The 18504-nt window shown below is 52.3% G+C and carries 16 protein-coding genes; all 16 read left to right on the plus strand.

Translation table 11 applies throughout. The features are described from left to right. The first annotated feature begins 121 nt into the window (after positions 1-121). The 16 genes from pseB (at position 122) to BR71_RS21605 (ending at position 18476) form a co-directional block, all read left to right on the plus strand. Positions 122-1120 carry a UDP-N-acetylglucosamine 4,6-dehydratase (inverting) gene (gene pseB, locus BR71_RS21525; protein WP_043642085.1) on the plus strand — a complete coding sequence of 333 codons (999 nt, stop codon included), beginning with the start codon at positions 122-124 and terminating at the stop codon, positions 1118-1120. Continuing rightward, positions 1113-2279, plus strand: a complete 1167-nt coding sequence (gene pseC / locus BR71_RS21530; RefSeq protein ID WP_043642087.1) for a UDP-4-amino-4,6-dideoxy-N-acetyl-beta-L-altrosamine transaminase — start codon at positions 1113-1115, stop codon at positions 2277-2279. The genes pseB and pseC overlap by 8 nt, the downstream gene beginning before the upstream one ends. Then, complete coding sequence (locus tag BR71_RS21535) at positions 2276-3346, plus strand: N-acetylneuraminate synthase family protein (protein ID WP_043642089.1); 1071 nt, start codon at positions 2276-2278, stop codon at positions 3344-3346. The genes pseC and BR71_RS21535 overlap by 4 nt, the downstream gene beginning before the upstream one ends. Continuing rightward, the gene (locus tag BR71_RS21540) at positions 3339-4028 is read left to right on the plus strand and encodes an acylneuraminate cytidylyltransferase family protein (protein ID WP_043642092.1); all 690 of its coding nucleotides are present in this window, start codon (positions 3339-3341) and stop codon (positions 4026-4028) included. The genes BR71_RS21535 and BR71_RS21540 overlap by 8 nt, the downstream gene beginning before the upstream one ends. Further along, positions 4025-5062: a UDP-2,4-diacetamido-2,4,6-trideoxy-beta-L-altropyranose hydrolase gene (pseG, locus tag BR71_RS21545; protein ID WP_052370996.1), complete on the plus strand. Its 1038-nt coding sequence runs from the start codon at positions 4025-4027 to the stop codon at positions 5060-5062. The genes BR71_RS21540 and pseG overlap by 4 nt, the downstream gene beginning before the upstream one ends. Beyond that, complete coding sequence (locus tag BR71_RS21550; protein WP_081554792.1) at positions 5032-6126, plus strand: N-acetylneuraminate synthase family protein; 1095 nt, start codon at positions 5032-5034, stop codon at positions 6124-6126. The genes pseG and BR71_RS21550 overlap by 31 nt, the downstream gene beginning before the upstream one ends. Further along, positions 6123-6614 carry an acyltransferase gene (locus BR71_RS21555; protein WP_043642094.1) on the plus strand — a complete coding sequence of 164 codons (492 nt, stop codon included), beginning with the start codon at positions 6123-6125 and terminating at the stop codon, positions 6612-6614. Before BR71_RS21550 ends, BR71_RS21555 begins: the two co-directional genes overlap by 4 nt. Next, positions 6611-7321 (plus strand): WbqC family protein, encoded by a 711-nt coding sequence (locus BR71_RS21560; RefSeq protein ID WP_052370999.1) that lies wholly within the window; start codon positions 6611-6613, stop codon positions 7319-7321. Before BR71_RS21555 ends, BR71_RS21560 begins: the two co-directional genes overlap by 4 nt. Further along, complete coding sequence (locus BR71_RS23205; RefSeq protein ID WP_162179247.1) at positions 7305-7967, plus strand: class I SAM-dependent methyltransferase; 663 nt, start codon at positions 7305-7307, stop codon at positions 7965-7967. The genes BR71_RS21560 and BR71_RS23205 overlap by 17 nt, the downstream gene beginning before the upstream one ends. After that, positions 7964-8632 (plus strand): PIG-L deacetylase family protein, encoded by a 669-nt coding sequence (locus tag BR71_RS21575; RefSeq protein WP_043642096.1) that lies wholly within the window; start codon positions 7964-7966, stop codon positions 8630-8632. Before BR71_RS23205 ends, BR71_RS21575 begins: the two co-directional genes overlap by 4 nt. Positions 8633-8651: 19 nt before the next feature. Then, positions 8652-9908, plus strand: a complete 1257-nt coding sequence (locus BR71_RS23210) for a class I SAM-dependent methyltransferase (protein ID WP_081554794.1) — start codon at positions 8652-8654, stop codon at positions 9906-9908. Beyond that, positions 9905-11908 carry a methyltransferase domain-containing protein gene (locus BR71_RS23215; protein ID WP_052371004.1) on the plus strand — a complete coding sequence of 668 codons (2004 nt, stop codon included), beginning with the start codon at positions 9905-9907 and terminating at the stop codon, positions 11906-11908. The genes BR71_RS23210 and BR71_RS23215 overlap by 4 nt, the downstream gene beginning before the upstream one ends. 84 nt (positions 11909-11992) lie before the next feature. Continuing rightward, a complete protein-coding gene (locus BR71_RS21590; RefSeq protein ID WP_244269682.1) occupies positions 11993-15841 on the plus strand; it encodes a glycosyltransferase in 3849 nt (1282 codons plus the stop codon). 246 nt (positions 15842-16087) lie between these two features. Beyond that, a complete protein-coding gene (locus tag BR71_RS21595; protein ID WP_043642098.1) occupies positions 16088-16936 on the plus strand; it encodes a flagellin N-terminal helical domain-containing protein in 849 nt (282 codons plus the stop codon). A gap of 185 nt (positions 16937-17121) precedes the next feature. Continuing rightward, a complete protein-coding gene (locus BR71_RS21600; RefSeq protein ID WP_043591108.1) occupies positions 17122-17970 on the plus strand; it encodes a flagellin N-terminal helical domain-containing protein in 849 nt (282 codons plus the stop codon). Positions 17971-18047: 77 nt separating this feature from the next. Next, the gene (locus BR71_RS21605; protein WP_043642102.1) at positions 18048-18476 is read left to right on the plus strand and encodes a flagellar protein FlaG; all 429 of its coding nucleotides are present in this window, start codon (positions 18048-18050) and stop codon (positions 18474-18476) included. Positions 18477-18504: the final 28 nt, after the last annotated feature.

Raw genomic sequence — 18504 nt, forward strand, 5'->3', positions numbered from 1 at the left:
TATTGGAAGATGGGCTTGCAGATTATCGGCAAGCATTGTTTTGGCGGCCTGGGATTGGAAGTTTAGCGCTCATGGCGGACGGCACATCCGTCTTTTTCAAAGAAATCAAGGCATATTGGCGATGTTTGACAACAAGTCCATCTTAATTACCGGCGGTACGGGATCCTTTGGCCGTAAATTTATTACTACGCTATTGGAGCGTTTCAAACCAGCGAGAGTAGTGGTGTTTTCTCGCGATGAGTTGAAACAGTTTGAGATGCAGCAAGAGTTTTCCGACCCCAGCATGCGCTTTTTTCTGGGTGACGTACGAGATGGCGAGCGCTTGCGGCAAGCCATGCGCGGCATTGATCTGGTGGTGCATGCCGCCGCTCTCAAACAAGTGCCTGCCGCTGAGTACAACCCTACCGAGTGTATTCGCACCAATGTAAATGGCGCGGAAAACGTAATCAATGCCGCTATAGAGTGCGGGGTCGAGAAGGTCATTGCGCTGTCTACCGATAAAGCGGCTAGCCCGATCAATTTGTACGGGGCAACCAAGCTGTTGTCGGATAAATTGTTTGTCGCGGCAAATAATATCGTTGGCGGCCACAAGACCCGTTTCGCGGTTGTGCGCTATGGCAACGTCGTCGGCTCGCGGGGTTCTGTGGTGCCGTTCTTTCGAAAGTTGATTGCCAGCGGGGCTGACAGCCTGCCCATTACCGATGTGCGCATGACCCGCTTCTGGATCACCCTGCAGCAAGGAGTGGACTTTGTGCTCAGCAACTTTGAGCGGATGCAGGGCGGGGAGCTTTTTGTGCCCAAAATTCCTTCCATCAGAATTGGTGATCTAGCCACGGCAATGGCACCTGCGTTGCAACAAAGCATTATTGGCATTCGTCCGGGGGAAAAGTTGCACGAGATGATGATCGCCCGGGATGATAGCTTGCATACCTTCGAATTTGATGACCACTATGTCATTACCCCTTCGATACGTTTTATTGTCCAGAATGAATACTCCGTCAATGGCTTGGCCGAGCATGGCCACCCCGTAGCAGAAGGCTTCAAATATACCTCGGACAACAATAGCTGGTTTTTGACGGTTGACGAGTTGCGAGACTTGGATCGACAGTTACATGATTAATATTCCTTACGGTCGCCAGGAGATAAGCCAAGCGGATATTGAAGCTGTTCAATCTGTGCTGATATCTGATTGGCTGACTCAAGGACCGGTAATCGCTAATTTTGAGCAAAGCGTAGCGAAGTATTGCGGCGCGAAATACGCAGTTGCGGTTAGCAATGCCACGGCTGCGCTCCACCTGGCTTGTCTAGCCTTTAAATTGGGTCCTGGGGATTATCTGTGGACGTCGCCCAATACTTTTGTAGCCTCGGCTAACTGTGCCTTGTACTGTGGTGCTGAAGTAGATTTTGTGGATATCGATGTCCAGACATTCAATATTTCAGTAGCGGCGCTGTCGGCTAAACTCGAACAAGCTGAGCGAACAGGGACCTTGCCAAAAGTGCTGGTTCCTGTCCATTTTGCCGGGCAGTCTTGTGAAATGTCTGAGCTCAGAAAGCTGTCGCAGCAGTATGGGTTTTATCTATTGGAAGACGCTTCTCATGCTATCGGTGGTAGTTATCAGGGGAGCAAAGTTGGAGCATGCGAGTATTCCGATGTAACGGTTTTCAGTTTTCACCCGGTAAAAATCATCACTAGTGGTGAAGGTGGGATGGTGCTGACCAATGATGAACAGCTCTATCAAGCCTTGTTGCGTTTGCGCTCGCATGGCATTACCCGAGATCCTCGATTTTTACAGGGAGAGTCCGACGGTCCCTGGTGCTACCAGCAACTGGACCTTGGGTATAACTATCGAATGACTGATATGCAAGCGGCTTTGGGGCTAAGCCAAATGCAGCGTCTGGACGAGTTCGTGGCTATCCGCCGCCGACGCGTCGATGCATATCGACTCGCCTTGGCTGATTTGCCGTTGAGACTACCAGAGTCTTTGATGGGCGTTGAGCCGGCCTGGCATTTGCAAGTGGTGAGCCTGGATGACCCCGCTTGGCGAAAGCCGGTGTTCGATGCCTTAAGGGCTATTGGCATCCAGGTCAATGTGCATTATCAACCCGTCTATTTGCAGCCGTATTACCGGCAGCTTGGCTTCTCTCCTGGCCTTTGTCCTGAGGCCGAACGCTATTATCACGGAGCTTTGACTTTGCCGCTTTATCCGGGAATGTCAGATCAGGATTTTGATTTTATTGTATCTTCATTTCGAAATATTCTAAGCGAGATAGCATTATGACTGTGCACTTTGGTCAGCGTATTGTGGGTGATGGTCAGCCATGTTTTATTACTTATGAGGCAGGACCAACTCATACCAGCCTGGCATCCGCCAAAGAGTTGGTGAAGTTGGCGGCGGAAGCCGGGGCGGATGCGATCAAGTTTCAGATCTTCGACCCGGACCGGCTGTGCGCGGATAAGAAGCAGCTGTTCAGCTATGATGTGCTGGTTGATAAAGATTCCGGCAAAATGGAGACGGTTGAAGAACCACTATATGAAATTTTGAAGCGACGTTGCTTGCTGGAAAGCGAGTGGCGCGAGTTGAAGGCTTACTGCGATAGCTTGAATCTGGCCTTCTTCTCAACTGTCTCTTTTGAGGAAGATATTCAGCTATTGGAGTCTTTGCATTGCGACTCGATCAAGATTGCTTCCGCAGACGTTAATCATTTTCCCCTGCTGCGACAGGCCGCGCGTACTGGGCTGTGTTTGCAGTTGGACACGGGTAATGCTTCCTTAGGAGAAATTGAGGCCGCGGTTGATGTCATTCGCAGCGAGGGCAATGAAAATATCATTATTCACCAGTGCCCATCTGGTTACCCTGCGCGTTTGGCAAGTATCAATCTGAATATCATCCCGACGTTGAAACGCATGTTCCCGTATCCGGTCGCATTTTCCGATCATACGCCGGGCTGGGATATGGATGTGGCAGCGCTGGCGCTTGGCGCCAATCTGCTGGAAAAAACCATCACCATGGATAGGACCACTCGTAGCGTTGAGCACGTCTTCTCGCTGGAGCCGCAGGAGATGTCCCGTTTTGTTCAGGCGATTCGCGACGTGGAAGTGGCTTTGGGGTGCAACCGCAGAATCATGCATCCGGAAGAACTCTTGAAGCGGCAGCGTATTCGGCGCAGCGCCTATCTGAAGCAGGCTGGCAAAGCGGGACAGAAATTGTCCGAGCTTCAAGTCGAGTTCAGAAGGCCGGGGTTTGGGATGGCGCCGAATGAATATGAAGCATTGTTGGATTGCGTGTTGGTGCGGGATCTGGACAGCGGCCACATGCTGCTGATGGGTGATCTATCCAATGGCTAAGCTGGCCGTCATTCCAGCGCGCGGCGGCTCCAAACGCTTGCCGCGCAAGAACATCCTGCCGTTTCTTGGGAAACCCATTCTGGCATACACGATAGAGGCTGCTGTAGAGGCCGGTATCTTCGATGCAGTTGTGGTGTCGACCGAAGATGCGGAGATTGCCGAGCTTGCGCGCCATTTTGGCGCCGAAGTGGATCTGCGCCCGCCGTCTTTGGCGGAGGACCAGGCAACGGTGGCTGATGTGTGCGTTGAGCTCCTGACGCGCAAGCCGCTTCCATGGACGGATGTCGAGCAGATGTGCGTGTTATATGCGACGGCCCCATTGCGTAACGCAAATGATATCCGCGAGGTGATGGCCTTGCTTGAGCCCGGAGTGTGCGACTTTGGAATTGCCGCCACCCAATATACTCATTACCCGTACCAGGCATTGAGGTGCGGGGAAGGTGGCGAGCTTAGCCCGATGTGGCCGGAACTGTGTGATAAATCCAGCGCCGAGATTGGCAGTCTGGTTGCCGGCAATGGCAGCACTTATGCGGTCAATGTGCCGGCTTTTCTTGAGCACAAGGCGTTTTATGGTCCGGGGATGCGCGCGCATATGATGCCGTTTTCGCGTTCCATCGATATCGACACGGCGGATGATTTCGACTTGGCGCTATGTCTGGCCCGCGGCGCAATCGGACCATGATGCGTAAGAAAGTCCTGTTCAGGGTGGATGCCGGCGGTTCAGTCGGTGCCGGACACTTGATGCGTTGTTTGGCCTTGGCGCGCTATCTGACGGAGGCTAGTTACGAAGTCGTCGTGGCTTGCGCGGCTTTGGAAGCCGAGTATGAACGGCTGATGCGCGAAGCAGGCTGTGGGCGATTATTGCTGGATGATGGCCTGACATTGGCGCGGGACGCGCAGCTATGCGCCGATTATGCCGATTTGCATCAGTTTGATGGCGTGGTGGTGGATCACTATGGCTTGGATCAGGCGTGGGAGAGCCGGTTGCGCGGCAGTGGCCGGATCCTGCTGGTGATTGATGATTTGGCCAATCGTCCGCATGTATGCGATGCGCTGCTGGACCAGAACGATTGTGCGTCGACAACGTCGCGTTATGACGAGCTGTTGCCTGCGGATAGCGAATTTTTCCTGGGGCCGAAATTTGCCTTATTGCGTTGCGAATTTGCCGTATTGAGGGAGCGGTGCGCCCCTAGGGGTGAATTGAAGCGGCTTCTGGTTTTTTTCAGCGCCAGCGATGAAAAAAATGAAACGGCGAAGGCGCTTGCTGGGATCGCGCAGTGCCAGCGGGCATGGCAGGTTGATGTCGTCACCGGAGCCAGCCACCCTGATGTAGCCGGGATTGCCAGAACCTGTCGGGAACAAGGATGGGCGCATCACCACCAGGTGGAATACATGGCGGCCTTGATGGCCGAGGCGGACCTCTGCCTGGGCAGCGCGGGATCCGCCAGCTGGGAACGATGCGCAATGGGTTTGCCGGCGATTTTGGTGCAGCTGGCTGATAATCAAGCAGAAGTCATGCGCTGCTTGCTGCGGCATGGGGCGGCGTTGAGCCTGGGCGCCGCGGAGCGCGTGCAAGCCAGCCATTACGCCCAGGCTTTGGGTGCCTTTGGACCGCAGAAGCTAGCCGCGATGTCGCAAGCGGCGTTTGAATTGGTTGATGGGAAGGGTGTGACGAGAGTGGCCGAATGGATAATGAAAAGGCTGTGGCGGCGATGAGGCAGATTGGGATAGGCGGCCGTTTGATCGGGGATGGGCAGGCACCCTTCACGATTGCAGAGGTTGGCATCAATCATAATGGTGATGTAGATCTGGCTTTGCAGATGATTGAGACCGCGGCGAAAGCGGGAGCCGATGCGGTCAAGTTTCAGACATTCAAGGCCGTGGAGTTCTGCGGAGACCCTGAGCAGCAATACACCTATCGCTCGCAGGGGCGCGAGGTGACCGAGTCGATGTTGGCGATGTTCCAACGCCATGAGTTGCCGCGAGCGGCTTGGTTTCGACTGAAGGCCAAGTGTGATGAGTTGGGCATTCTATTTTTATCGACCCCGCAGAATCGAGGCGATCTCGATCTGCTAATGGAGGTTGGGGTGCCGGCGATCAAGATCGGCTCCGATGATTTCAGCAACTTGCCGCTGATCCGTCATTATCGCCAGGCGGGAGTGCCCTTGATCATGTCGTGCGGCATGAGTGATCTGTCGGAGGTGCATCAGGCGCTGGAGGCCGCGGGCTGGTTCAATGGGCATCCGGTGGTAGTGCTGTTGTGCACTTCGCAATATCCCACCCCGCCGGAAGACGTTCATCTTCGGAAACTGATGACCTTGCGGCAGGCGTTTGATGGGCTGTTACTGGGATTCTCCGATCATACTCAGGGTCCGCTGGCCAGCAGTCTGGCGCGTGGTCTCGGCGCTTGCGTGTTTGAAAAGCACTTCACCTTGTCCCATGATTTCCCAGGACCGGATCATTGGTTCTCGGAAGAGCCGGCAGACCTGGGGGAGTGGGTTGCCCATATTCACGCCGCGGACAAAATGTTGGGCTCGCCTTGGGTGCGTCCCACTGAGGCCGAGAGGGAGATGAGGGAGTTGGCTAGGCGTAGCGTGGTGGCTTTGAGGCGTATTGCTCCGGGGGAAACGCTGACGCTGGAAAATATTGGCTTGAGGCGCCCCGGCGGCGGGCTGCCTCCAGAGTGCTTGGATAGGGTTCTTGGTTTGAATGCGAGTGTTGCCTTGCAGCAAGGACAGCGTTTGGAATGGGGTGATATGGTGAAAGCGCGGCAAGCATGAGCAAGAATTCTCTGATTTCGGAAGTGGAACTGGATCTTCAGCAGGCGTTTACAAGGCTGACGTCTTTCCGGGAGAACCGCTTTCATCCGCTGGTCTGGGTTAACGGCGAGCCCGTGATCGGGGAGGGAACGTTTATTGGAGCCTTCTCCGAAGTCAATGCGAAAGGTTGCGATGTATTTATCGGCCCGCATTGCGATATTGCCTCATTTGTTTCCATCAATTGCGCAGACTCCCATCAGCGTTGTCTTGGCCTGAGTGAGGAAATTGAGCGCAAGTCAATTCGTATCGGACACCATGTTTTTATCGGCTCACACTGTTTGGTCAAGGGGGGGGCAACGATTGGCGACTATTGTGTGATTGCGGCTGGAACCATGGTTGATGGTGTGGAAATTCCTCCCTACTCCTTGGTGTCAGGTAATCCCATGGTTGTGCGTGCAGGCTATTATCTGGAAAAGCTGCTGCAAGCGGGCGTGCTTGGGTCATTATGAGCTTTTGCCTGTCCGCACATCAACCCGCTTATCTGCCATGGTTAGGTTATCTTGAAAAAATCGCCAGGGCGGATGTGTTTATTTACTTGGATTCGGTCCAGTTTGAAAAAAACAGCTTTACCAACCGCAATCGCATTAAAAGCGCCAATGGCGTACATTGGCTGACTGTGCCGGTACGCTCCAAAGATCATCTATTGTCAACTATGGCGGTGCTGGAGGTGGATGAGAGCCAATCGTGGCGTGAAAAACATTTGAAGTCGATTGCGGCCAGCTATGCCAAGGCCCCGGACTTTCAGACGAAGTTTTCCCGCTTGGAGTCGCTCTATTACCCCAAGATTTCAAGTTTCTCAGAGATTTGTTGGCATCAGCTGCAGTTTTGGCTGCAAGAGTTCGGGATTGATACGCCTGTTATACGCTCCAGTCAATTGCCGGAGATGGGAAAGAAATCGGACCTGGTCTTGAATTTGTGCCGGCATTTTTCTGCGGATGAGTATTTGTCTGGCAAGTTGGGGCGCGCGTATCTTAAAGAGGCCGATTTTACAAAGCATGCTATTAAAGTGTCGTATCAGGATTTTAAGCCGCAACCCTATCCGCAATTGCATGGGGAGTTCGTGCCAGGCTTGGCTGTGGTCGATATTTGGATGAACAGTTCTGAACCATTGTTTCAATTTTTCAAACAGAGAGGGCCCTGTGAGCTTTTCAAATGAGTGGGAACTGGCGTTTCAAAGTGGAGGGCATCACAGCATTTGGCCATGGTCAGATCTAATCAGTCTATACAAAAGGTATGCTCGTTATTGGCCATCAAGGCCTAGAGTGTTGGAGTTGGGTTGTGGAGTGGGTGCTAATATCCCCTTTTTTTTGGCTGAGGAGGCAGAGTACTTTGCCATTGAGGGGAGCGCTGCTGCTGTGAGGCGGCTATGTGAGCGCTTTCCTCATCTAGCGCCGCAGCTGGTACATGGTGACTTTATCCATCACCTTCCATTTAAAGGTGAGTTTGATCTGATCGTAGATCGTGCCGCCATGACCCACAATAGTACGGATTCTATTTTACGGGCGGTTCAAAAGTTGGCCAGCATCCTGAAGCCTGGGGGCATTTATCTTGGCGTTGACTGGTTTTCAACTTCCCATGCAGGCTATGGTTCAGGGCTTCCGGCCGAGGATGTCTGGACAAGACAGGGCTATGAGGACGGTCCTTTTGCCGGAGTGGGCAAAGTGCATTTCAGCGATCGTGAGCACTTGAAGACTCTGTTTGCCGGCTGGGATTGGCTCGCATTGGAAGAAAAAAAAATTATACGTGAAATCCCGGTTGCGGATACCTTGGCAACTTGGAATTTCGTGGCGAGGAAACCATGAGCAAGGCGGTGTTGGTTGTGGCGGCACACCCAGATGACGAGGTGCTTGGCTGCGGAGGGACGATTGCTGCGCATCGTTTAAAAGGCGATCAGGTTCATGTGGCTATTCTTGCTCAAGGGCTGGCCAGTCGAGGAGAGGTCGATGAAGCCGAGCGTGCGCGTTTGCATCAGGCGGCACGCGATGCGCAGACCATTTTGGGCGCAGCCTCGCTGTCCTTATTTGATTTCCCAGACAACCGCTTGGACAGCATTGATTTGCTGGACTTGGTCAAGGTAGTGGAAGTACTGCTCGCCAGGTATCGACCAAGCATTGTGTATACCCACTTTGCTGATGATCTCAATATCGACCATCGTCGCACCTACCAGGCAGTGATGACGGCCTGCCGACCTATTGGAGGAAGTAGTGTCGAATCCTTGCTGTGTTTTGAAGTGCCTTCATCGACCGAGTGGTCGAACTGCCCCTTTACACCAAACTGGTTTGTGGATATCTCTGGTACGCTAGAACAGAAGGTGCGGGCCTTGGAGGCGTATGCGGGTGAAATGAGAGCCTTTCCGCACCCCCGCTCTATTGAGGGAGCGAAACACCTTGCCGCTTGGCGTGGGGCAACTGCGGGCTTTACGGCGGCGGAAGCCTTTGTTCTGGCTAGAAAACGATGCGTGATTTGAGCCTTACGAGGGCTATTAAATGAAAAACTCTGAACAAGACTTGATTCATTGGAAGACAGAGGCCTGGAAAGACCGGGATATGGTCAGGTGGTATTCGGGGCGCATGGATGAAAACACCGACACCAATCGACTGAAAAACATCATAGAGACCGAGCTATGTGAGCGTTTTCTTGCGGGCAGCGATGTGTTGGATGTAGGCATCGGCACGGGGCGTGCTTCGCTGCCTCTGATTGCCAAAGGTTTCAATTTGTCTGGCACTGATAGCTCGCAAGCCATGTTGGATGAGTGTAGAAGGCTAGCCGGCGGCGCCCCCATCGAACTGGTGCAAGGAGATGTGCAGGCCTTGCCTTTTCCTGATCAATGTTTTGACAGTTTGATCTCCTTGAATGTCATGACTCACTTTCCTCATGTTGAGAAAGTCTTGCATGAATGGAAGCGTGTGGTGCGCCCCGGGGGACGGTTGATCTTCGATATCTACTCACTAGATCATCTGAGCTTTGCGCGTCAAGCCGACGTGACTGTCGATGAACTGATGGCGCAGGGGGCTAGTGCGTTCAACATGCACCTTTCTGCCGAACGTTTATGTCTGGCGGCGAATGAAATTGGCTTGAAAGTTTTGGGAACAGTGCCGTATGGCAGCTTATTCAGCGGAGAGTATCATCATCCCGCCTTTCCCATGCCATTACAGCAAACGAATTGGTGGCGCCGTCAGTTGTCTTGGTTGGCGGCAGATTCGCACTTGCTTGAAATGTCCGTGTTTTTGGAGCGGGAGTGGTTTGGCTGCTTAAGCGGGATTACAACCGGTCGTTTCATGGTGGTGTTGGAAAACAGCGTGGATGTGGCAGCCAATCAACAGTGGCTTGAACAAGATGGGCAATTGAACAATTACTTGGTGGGAGAACAAGTACGGTTGGATGATTTGGCTCCTTGGCTTGGTATGGCTCCTGATGAGTGGAGAACCGCGTTCGATTTGCATTTGGATAGGGCTCGGAATCGAACCGTAGCTTATTTCCTGCTTTCCAGCTTCCTTGGAAGGACGAATGCGGTGGACTGGACAGATCTGGCTCCGCGTAATGGCGCGATCTTGCAGCGATGGAGCGATGCGGAAACCATTGATCGCGATTTGCAGGGTTTTGTTCGCTCCTGGCATCAAGACGTCAAGACGCAGCACTTGTGCCAAGTGAATGAGGTAGATCTTGCGAGTGCTCTTGAATATCGCTTACAGCGCCGCTTGGTGACTGAGTTGGTTTCGGCAGGGAATGGAGCCCAAGAATGAAAACGGTTGCTCTTATATATGCGTTGTGGGAAAAGAACCTGGCTGTTTTGCAGCATTATCTGCAAGGTAAAAAGCGAACGGTGCTTGTTCCTGAGTACTTTGCTACCGAGGCGGTCAGGAAGGTGGTGGAAGCCTCCGGTTGTGAGCTGAGGCCGTTTGTTATCGGAGGTGCAAGCAGCCGCGATGCTTTGGTGTCCCCGTTACTCAAGGCCTTGCAAGCAGAGTCTGTTGATAGCGCCGATGAATCGACTGGACATTCGGTTGCGGTGATGAATTTGCTTGCCAGCGAGATTCGTGAAGAGCTGCCAATTGCACATGGCCTTTTTAGTACTTTGGAGGCCTTGGCAGAAGAGCATGATATCGAAATAACACTGATCAACGAAGATGCCTTGCGTGATGGCAAGGTGCTGGCCTTATGGTCTCGGCACCGTGAAATTCCCGTGCTGCAATTGGCGCATGGAACGGGTATCGGTCGTAATTATATTGGTGAAGTCAACTCCTCCGACTTTATCGCGGTATCTAGTCAGCGAAGTGCGGAGTACTTCATTGATCAGGGCATTGCTCCGCAGCAGATCCATGTGGTGGGTAATCCTTGCTGGGATATTCTTCCCGCGATGAAAATGAGCCGGCATGCGATTCGACAGCGACTGGCTGATGCTTATGACCTGCCGTTGGATGGATTTTGGCTTGTCTGGGGATCGACATGGAATGCACAGCTTAGCGCGCTGGATAACCGTGATTATATCGAGCAAATGCTGCAGGCTTGCCAGTCGATCCAGGCTTTGAGTCAGCAGGGGCTTAGCCAGGTTCGTTTGATTTATAAAGATCGGCCGACGCCAGATATCCCTATTGAGCAGATGAGGGATGGTTTTCAGGCGATTGCCAAAGCGCTGGGGGTTGAGGATCTTGTCAGGTATGCGGTGGATGATGCTCGGCATTGGGCGGCATGTGGCGACACCGTCGTATCCTATGACTCTAATATGGCGATTGAAGCGCTGTTAGTTGATGTGCCTGCGATTAATCTGACGAGCGATTTTGGCTGCATTGCCGGTGGTGGCTACGGAGCGAGCGATGGGGTTATTGTGCTGGAACCTTCGGAGCTGGGACAGGTTTTAGGAGCATTGTGCCGCGATGAGGGCTTCCGGAGCGAGGTGGCCGCTGTGGCGGCAACTCGAAAAGGATTTTTTAACTTCGGCAATGATGATAAGGCGGCCAACCGAGTCGCTGAATTAATTGAGCAGTTGTCTAAAAAATTTACAGACCGTCCTGATGTCTATGTATGGCAACAATATCTGGATGTGGAGTCCATGGACGTCACGGCTGGTTACCATACCACTGGGCGACGGGACCTGGTCAATATGTTTAGGAATCGTCCCAAATTGCTGCTGGATATCGGTTGTGCAGGTGGAGGCAATGGCGCTCTGGTCAAAGAGCGTTTTCCCCTGTGTCAGGTGTGGGGCATCGAAACCAATAAAGCGGCAGCGAACTTGGCAAGTCAGAGATTGGATAAAGTCTTGGTGGGCATGTTTGAGGATTTTGACCTCGAGGCTGAGGGGATGGCTAAAGGCAGCCTGGATGGGGTGATTTTGGCCGATGTGCTTGAACATATGTACAACCCTTGGAAAGTGATGACTTCCTTGAGGGACTATTTGTCGGCGCACGCCCAGGTTTTGATCAGCATTCCCAATGTGCGTAATCTGGTATTAATAGATGACCAGGTGAAGGGGAACTGGACTTATGCCCGAGAAGGTTTATTGGATATTACTCATATCCGGTTTTTTACAGAAAAAGAAATTTTGAGGTTTTGCCGAGAGACCGGATATAAGGTTGTACAAAAATTGCGAGCAATGGATGGCCGTTTGTTGCCACTTTTTGAAAAGGCTCGTGACTCGCTGCCATGCAATATTGAGACTGATCGTATGATTATCAAAAATGTCTCATTGGATGAGATGGAAGAGATGTGCGCTTTGCAATTTTATTTGTTGCTTGAAAAGGCATGATCTTGGGCATGGTCCGGCTCCCCATTGGTAATGACTCGGATCAATGATTGAATTAGTCATTTTAACAAAGTTAAGCTCGCCATTATGCAAAAACGTAATCCTAGAGTAGGCGTTTTGTCTCGAGATCACTTCGATCATGCTTGCTTTAAGCTAAGATTGGGGGATCCCTTATCCTTATTGGCAGGGGTCGTCGATACTTTTTTTTACAAAAATATCGAGTCCCATCGCTTGCTTGGGGATTATGCGTTTGAAAATGATGATGACTTTGTGCGAGCCATGGATATTTTTCTGGTTCAGCGCGGATTTGTCGATGAAAGCTACAAGGCACTGATACTTGCCATTGTGGATGCTGGGAAGCCAATTATATTCGACATCGATGATTGGTTGTGGGGTATGCCTCGCAGTAATCCGATGTTTGACGACTTTGCCAAGCTGAATGAATTTATTCTATGGTTGTTGCCTTATTGCCAGCTGGTGACTACAAGCACAGAGAGCCTGGCGGAAAAAGTAAGGCCGCTTAATCCAAACGTGGTGGTGGTTCCAAATGCGATTAGCCAGCACCGCATATTGGAGGTTGTGCCGAGAGAGCCTCAGGTCGTTATTGGCTTTGCCGGTACCAGTACGCATAGCCGCGATGTTGATATGATCGCCCCGGCATTGCTGCGGGTTTATCATGAGTACGCCGATTCAGTGAAGTTTGTGTTTTGGGGCAATGTACCTCGTGGCATGGTCGGTTTAAAAGGTGTACGTCAAGGCCCGGGTGGTGTGATGTACCATGATTATTTCAAGACCTTGGCTAGCCTGAAGTTAGATATTTGTCTTGCGCCACTGGAAGATGAGGATTTTAATAATTGCAAATCGGATATTAAGTGGCTGGACTATTCGGTTACGGGAGGGGCTTGCATTGTTTCTGACTCTCCTCCTTACCAAGAATTAAAAGACAGCAAGCTTGCCTTGGTAGTGAAAAACAGCACGGAGGCCTGGTACGACGCGATTGTGACGCTGATTGAAGATGAAGCGTTACGTAAAAGCTTGGCTTCTAATGCAAGGCAACATGTATTGTCCGAACGGACACTAGAGGTTTTGTTGCCGAAGTTTATCGAGGTCTGGAATCGGTTTTTGCCAAGTGAGCTACAAATTAAGCTACCCAAGGTCTTGGGCAAGCCGATCTTGGAGGCATCTTGTGTAGAAGATACGAGTGAAAGCCTGTATTACAAGCGATGGAAAGATAGGCATCAGCTTCGTGAGGTACATGCTGAGCTTCTGGCCGAGCGTATGATGATGGTCTGGGATCGGCGACCGGTATTTAATTTGATCGTATTGTCTCCCGAGCGTGATAAGAAGAGACTGGTGGAATCCTTAGCGGCAATGGAAAAGCAGTTGTATCCCCATTGGCGTTTATTGGTTGTCGCCGACTGGGATATGCCTGATCCCGTATTTGAGTCTAGCCCTCAGCTAGGTTGGATTCGTTTAAAAGATCTGGATGATGCCGAAACCCTTGCAAAGACGTTAAATGATATAGTAGCGGAGGTGTTTGCGGACTGGATGATGGTGCTTCCGGCTGGTTTCCGGCTGGCGCCTAATGCTTTGGTTCGCATGGGTGATGCTGCTTTTTCTCACCCGGAATGGTCGGCAATTTATACTGATAGTGATGTGGTTTCACCAATTGGCGAGTACTTTTTGCCCAATTTCCGGCCTGATTTTTCGCCCGAGTATTTACGGTCAATGGATTATATTGGATCCGCAGTAGCGTTTTCTCATTCGGCTTTGGTTGCCATTAATGGGTTTGAGGCCTATCCCTCCGCCTATCAATATGATGCCTTATTGAGAGTGTTTGAGCAAAAAGGAGCTCGCAGCATAGGCCATATTGACGATATGTTGGTCTCGTTCCCTTACACCAAAGCTAATAATAGCCCGGTAGCGATTGCCTCTCGTAAAGTCGCCTTGGAAAATCACGCTCGCAGGCTAGATCTACTCGTTGATGTGGATGATGGGTATGTCCACGGCACGCATCACTTTAATATTCGCTTGCAAGAGTCTCCCTTGGTGTCGGTGGTGATTCCCACTCGTGACAAACTGGAGTTTTTGGAGCCATGCGTTGAAAGTTTGTTTGAAAAAACGGTATATCAAAACTTTGAACTACTGATTGTTGATAATCGGTCGGAACAGCCTGAAACGGCTGAGTATTATCAGTTGTTGGCTGAAAAATATCCTGGGCGGGTCAAAATTGTTGAATATAATGCGCCCTTTAATTTTTCCGCCCAATGTAATTTGGGTGTGGCACATGCCGCCGGTGATTACATATTGTTACTTAATAATGACACCGAAGTTATTTTGGGCTCTTGGCTGGAACGGCTGCTTGCCTCTGCTCTGCAAGAGGGAGTGGGCGCTGTTGGCGCTCGCTTGCTGTATCCAGAGGTTGGGCAAATTCAGCATGCCGGCATTGTTTTAGGTTTGCCTGGCGGGATGAGATCAGTTGCGGACCATGTGTTTGAGCCAAACGATATTTCTGACCCTGGCTATATGAACCGAATTTTGACTATGCAGAATTATTCTGCGGTCACTGGGGCATGTTTGCTGGTGAATAAACAGATTTATCAGGCCGTGGGTGGTTTGGATGAAGAACGTTTCAAAGTCTGCTTCAACGATGTCGATTTTTGTCTGAAGATCCAAGCGGCAGGTTTCAGAAATATCTACAACCCTTTCGTTGTGCTCTATCATCACCATGCAAAAAGCATTGGGCGCAATACTTCTGATCCGCGTATTGCGTTGGAGGCCGCCGTCAGAGAGTACAATGAAATGGAGTCGGTGCTGCGGACATGGATGCCGGTGTTGCGTAGGGATCCAGCTTTCAACCGCCATTTGTCGCTGCGTGGACGCCGGATGGAGGTGGAGTGGCAGCGCAGCGTGTCGTGGGATCCGGATCTCCCAGGAAGAAAGCGTGTGTTGGGAATGCCGGTTCCTGGGGGGAGCGGTGAGTACCGATTGAGCATGCCGCTGTCGGTGCTCCAAGAGAAAGGCCGCTTGGATGGAGAGATCCATCAACCTACGCAGGGCGTTTTATCGATCATCGAAATGGCGCGGCATGCGCCTGATACCTTGTTGCTGCATACCGGCATTAATGACGGCATCTATGACGCGCTGGCGGCCTACCGGGAGTTCATTCCGGACATGAGGGTGGTTTTCGGTATTGACGACTTGATTGGCGGCACGCCGGTGAAAAGTAATTTGTACGATCATTGGAAGCGTTTGTATCCGGATGCCAAGCAGCGTTTGCGCAAGGCGCTGAAGTTGAGCGATGCGCTGGTTGTGTCCACGGAGCCGTTGGCTGAATTCGCCAAAGGCATGATTGATGAGATCGTGGTGATTCCCAATCGTTTGCGCAAAAGCACATGGGGCAAGCTGCGGTCGCAGCGGGGCACAAGCCCCAAGCCACGGGTTGGCTGGGTGGGCGCCTCGCAGCACCGCGGTGATCTTGAACTGCTGTTGGAGGTGATCAAGAAAACCGCAGCCGAAGTTGACTGGGTGTTTATGGGCATGTGCCTGCCTCAGTTTCGTCCTTTTGTCGCCGAAGTGCATCATTCGGTGCCATTCGATCAGTATCCGGAGGCCATTGCCAGGCTGAATCTGGATCTGGCCGTGGCCCCATTGGAGTTGAATGCTTTCAATGAGGCAAAGAGCAATCTGCGTTTACTTGAGTACGGGGCTCTTGGCTGGCCTGTGGTGTGCACGGATATTTATCCTTACCAGACCAATGGGGCGCCGGTTTGCCGGGTTCCCAATGAGGTTGCCGCTTGGGTGGAGGCCATCCGTGGCCGGGTACACGATTTGGCGGCGATGGAGCGTGAGGGGGCGCAGTTGCGGGCCTGGGTGGATCAGCATTACTGGCTGGAGGACTATCATGAAGATTGGTTCCAAGTGCTCCATGGTTGAGCGCTGATTTAGGAGGTCATAGAACAGCCCCGCAGCTTAATCTGCGGGGCTTTTGATTTTGGTCGCCGGACTGAGGGGGAGGGGTCATGCCCGAAATGGCGTTGCAATGGATGGCGCGTTTGTTGAACGGCTTTGTTTGGTAAAAATACCATTTTGGTCAAGTTTATTAACCTTTAGACGATCTACTTAGTACGCTGCGCAACTCACGGAATCCCGCTGCCGCAGATCGATTTCAAGGGGAATAACATGGCTATTACAGTAAACACCAACATCGCGTCGCTGAATGCGCAGCGCAACCTCAATCATTCCAGCAACTCTTTGCAGGTATCCTTGCAAAGGCTTTCTTCCGGCTTGCGCGTCAACAGCGCTAAAGACGATGCCGCTGGTCTGGCCATCTCCCAGACCCTGACTTCCGCCATTCGCGGTAACAACCAGGCGATCAAGAACGCCAACGACGGCATCTCGGTTGGTCAGACGGCTGAAGGTGCCTTGGGCCAACTGGCCAACAATATGCAGCGTATCCGTGAAATTGCGGTACAGGCATCCAACGGCTCAGTCAGCAACACCAACCGTTCGCAGCTGCAAAGCGAAGTGGACCAACTGACTCAGGAAATCTCGCGTATCGTGCAAACCACTCAGTTCAACGGCACTAGCCTGTTGTCCGGTGGTTCGGTGCTGACTTTCCAGGTTGGTTCTTCCGGCGCGGCAACAAACCAGGTGTCGATCTCCTCCACTGACTTGACCTCTGCCGGCACGCTGAACACCTATAGTTCCAGCTTGAGCAATACAGGTACTATTAATGTAACAACTCAGGGCGCTGCTTCCGCTGCTTTGTCGGCACTAGATACGGATATTGCGCAGATATCGAATATCCGCTCGACTTTTGGCGCGGTACAGAACCGTTTTGACGCGGTAGTCAACAATCTGCAGAACTACACTGAAAATCTGACTGCGGCTAACAGCCGTATCATCGATGTGGATTTTGCGGCGGAAACCGCCAACCTGACCAAGAACCAGATTCTGCAACAGGCTGGCACTTCAATTCTGAAAAACGCCAACTCGCTGCCGCAATCGGCTCTGACCCTGCTGCAGTAAGCTTTGGATAAACGGGCTCTGGCTGATTTGGGCTAGGGCTCGTTCACCGAGGAGCTGGGTCCTAGGCGGGGGGCGATGCAGAGGTGTCGGTAAAATTCACGTTCTGGCTGTAAAGTTTATTGCAGCGTTGACGATATGGTGAGTAAGCAAGTCGCTTTGCCCAACTGTATCTCAGGAGAACTAACATGGCTATTACCGTCAACACCAACATTGCTTCGCTGAATGCGCAGCGCAACCTTGGCAACTCGAACAACGCGTTGCAGGTCTCTTTGCAGCGCTTGTCTTCCGGTCTGCGCGTTAACAGCGCCAAGGATGACGCCGCTGGCTTGGCTATTTCCCAGACCCTGACTGCCGCCATCCGTGGTAACAACCAGTCGATCAAGAACGCCAACGACGGCATCTCTGTCGGCCAGACTGCTGAAGGCGCGTTGGGCCAGATTGCCAACAACCTACAGCGTATCCGCGAAATCGCGGTGCAGGCCGCTAACGGCTCTGTGAGCAACACCAACCGTTCGCAGCTGCAAAGCGAAGTGGACCAGCTGACCCAGGAAATCTCGCGTATCGTGCAAACCACTCAGTTCAACGGCACTAGCCTGTTGTCCGGTGGCTCGGTACTGACCTTCCAGGTGGGCTCGTCCGGCGCGACCAACAACCAAGTTTCCATTTCGTCGACTGACCTGACTTCCGCCGGCGTTTTGAATAGCTACAACTCGAGCTTGACCAACACCGGCACTGTGAGTGTGACCACTCAAGGTGCAGCATCCGGCGCGCTGTCGTCGCTGGATGCCGATATTGCTTCGATCTCGAACATCCGGTCGACCTTTGGTGCGGTACAGAACCGTTTCGACGCGGTAGTGGCCAACTTGCAGAACTACGTGGAAAACCTGACAGCGGCCAACAGCCGCATTGTGGATGTGGACTTCGCGGCGGAAACTGCTAACCTGACCAAGAACCAGATTTTGCAACAGGCTGGCACTTCGATTCTGAAGAACGCCAACTCGCTGCCGCAGTCGGCACTGACCCTGCTGCAATAAGTCTAGAATGATGGTATGAGCCAGCGGCGGCTCCGGTTGGTTGGGCAACCGGAGCTGCGCGCGTCAGGAGAGTTGCCATGCAAATACCTTCTTTACAATCACTGCCGATTGCCAACGCGGGCGCTTCTGCGCCGCGGCAGCAAACGGTGGAACTGGCGCAGAGTGGGCAAGGGGCCGATAAGGCTGCTTCCGCCTTGCCGGATAATGCTCAGGCTGTCGCCGCCGCTGGGCAGGCGCAGCAGCAGCAAGCGCAGAACACCGCGGCCAAGGAAAAACCATCGGTTACCGAGCAGCTGCAGTCGTCGTTGAAGCAGTTGAATAGTGTGGCCTCGCTGTACAATAACCAACTGGAGTTTTCGGTGGACAAGGACACTGATCTTCAGGTGGTGAAAGTCGTGGACAAGGAAACTCAGAAGGTAATCCGGCAGATACCTTCCGAGGATGCAATCCGGATTGCCAAGGCGATCGGCGACTTCAAGGGCATGTTGCTGAAGGACAAGGCTTGAGTTCCGGGAGCGGCTCAACGAATACACA

The organism is Chromobacterium haemolyticum DSM 19808 (genome assembly GCF_000711885.1).
Classification (GTDB): Bacteria; Pseudomonadota; Gammaproteobacteria; order Burkholderiales; family Chromobacteriaceae; genus Chromobacterium; species Chromobacterium haemolyticum.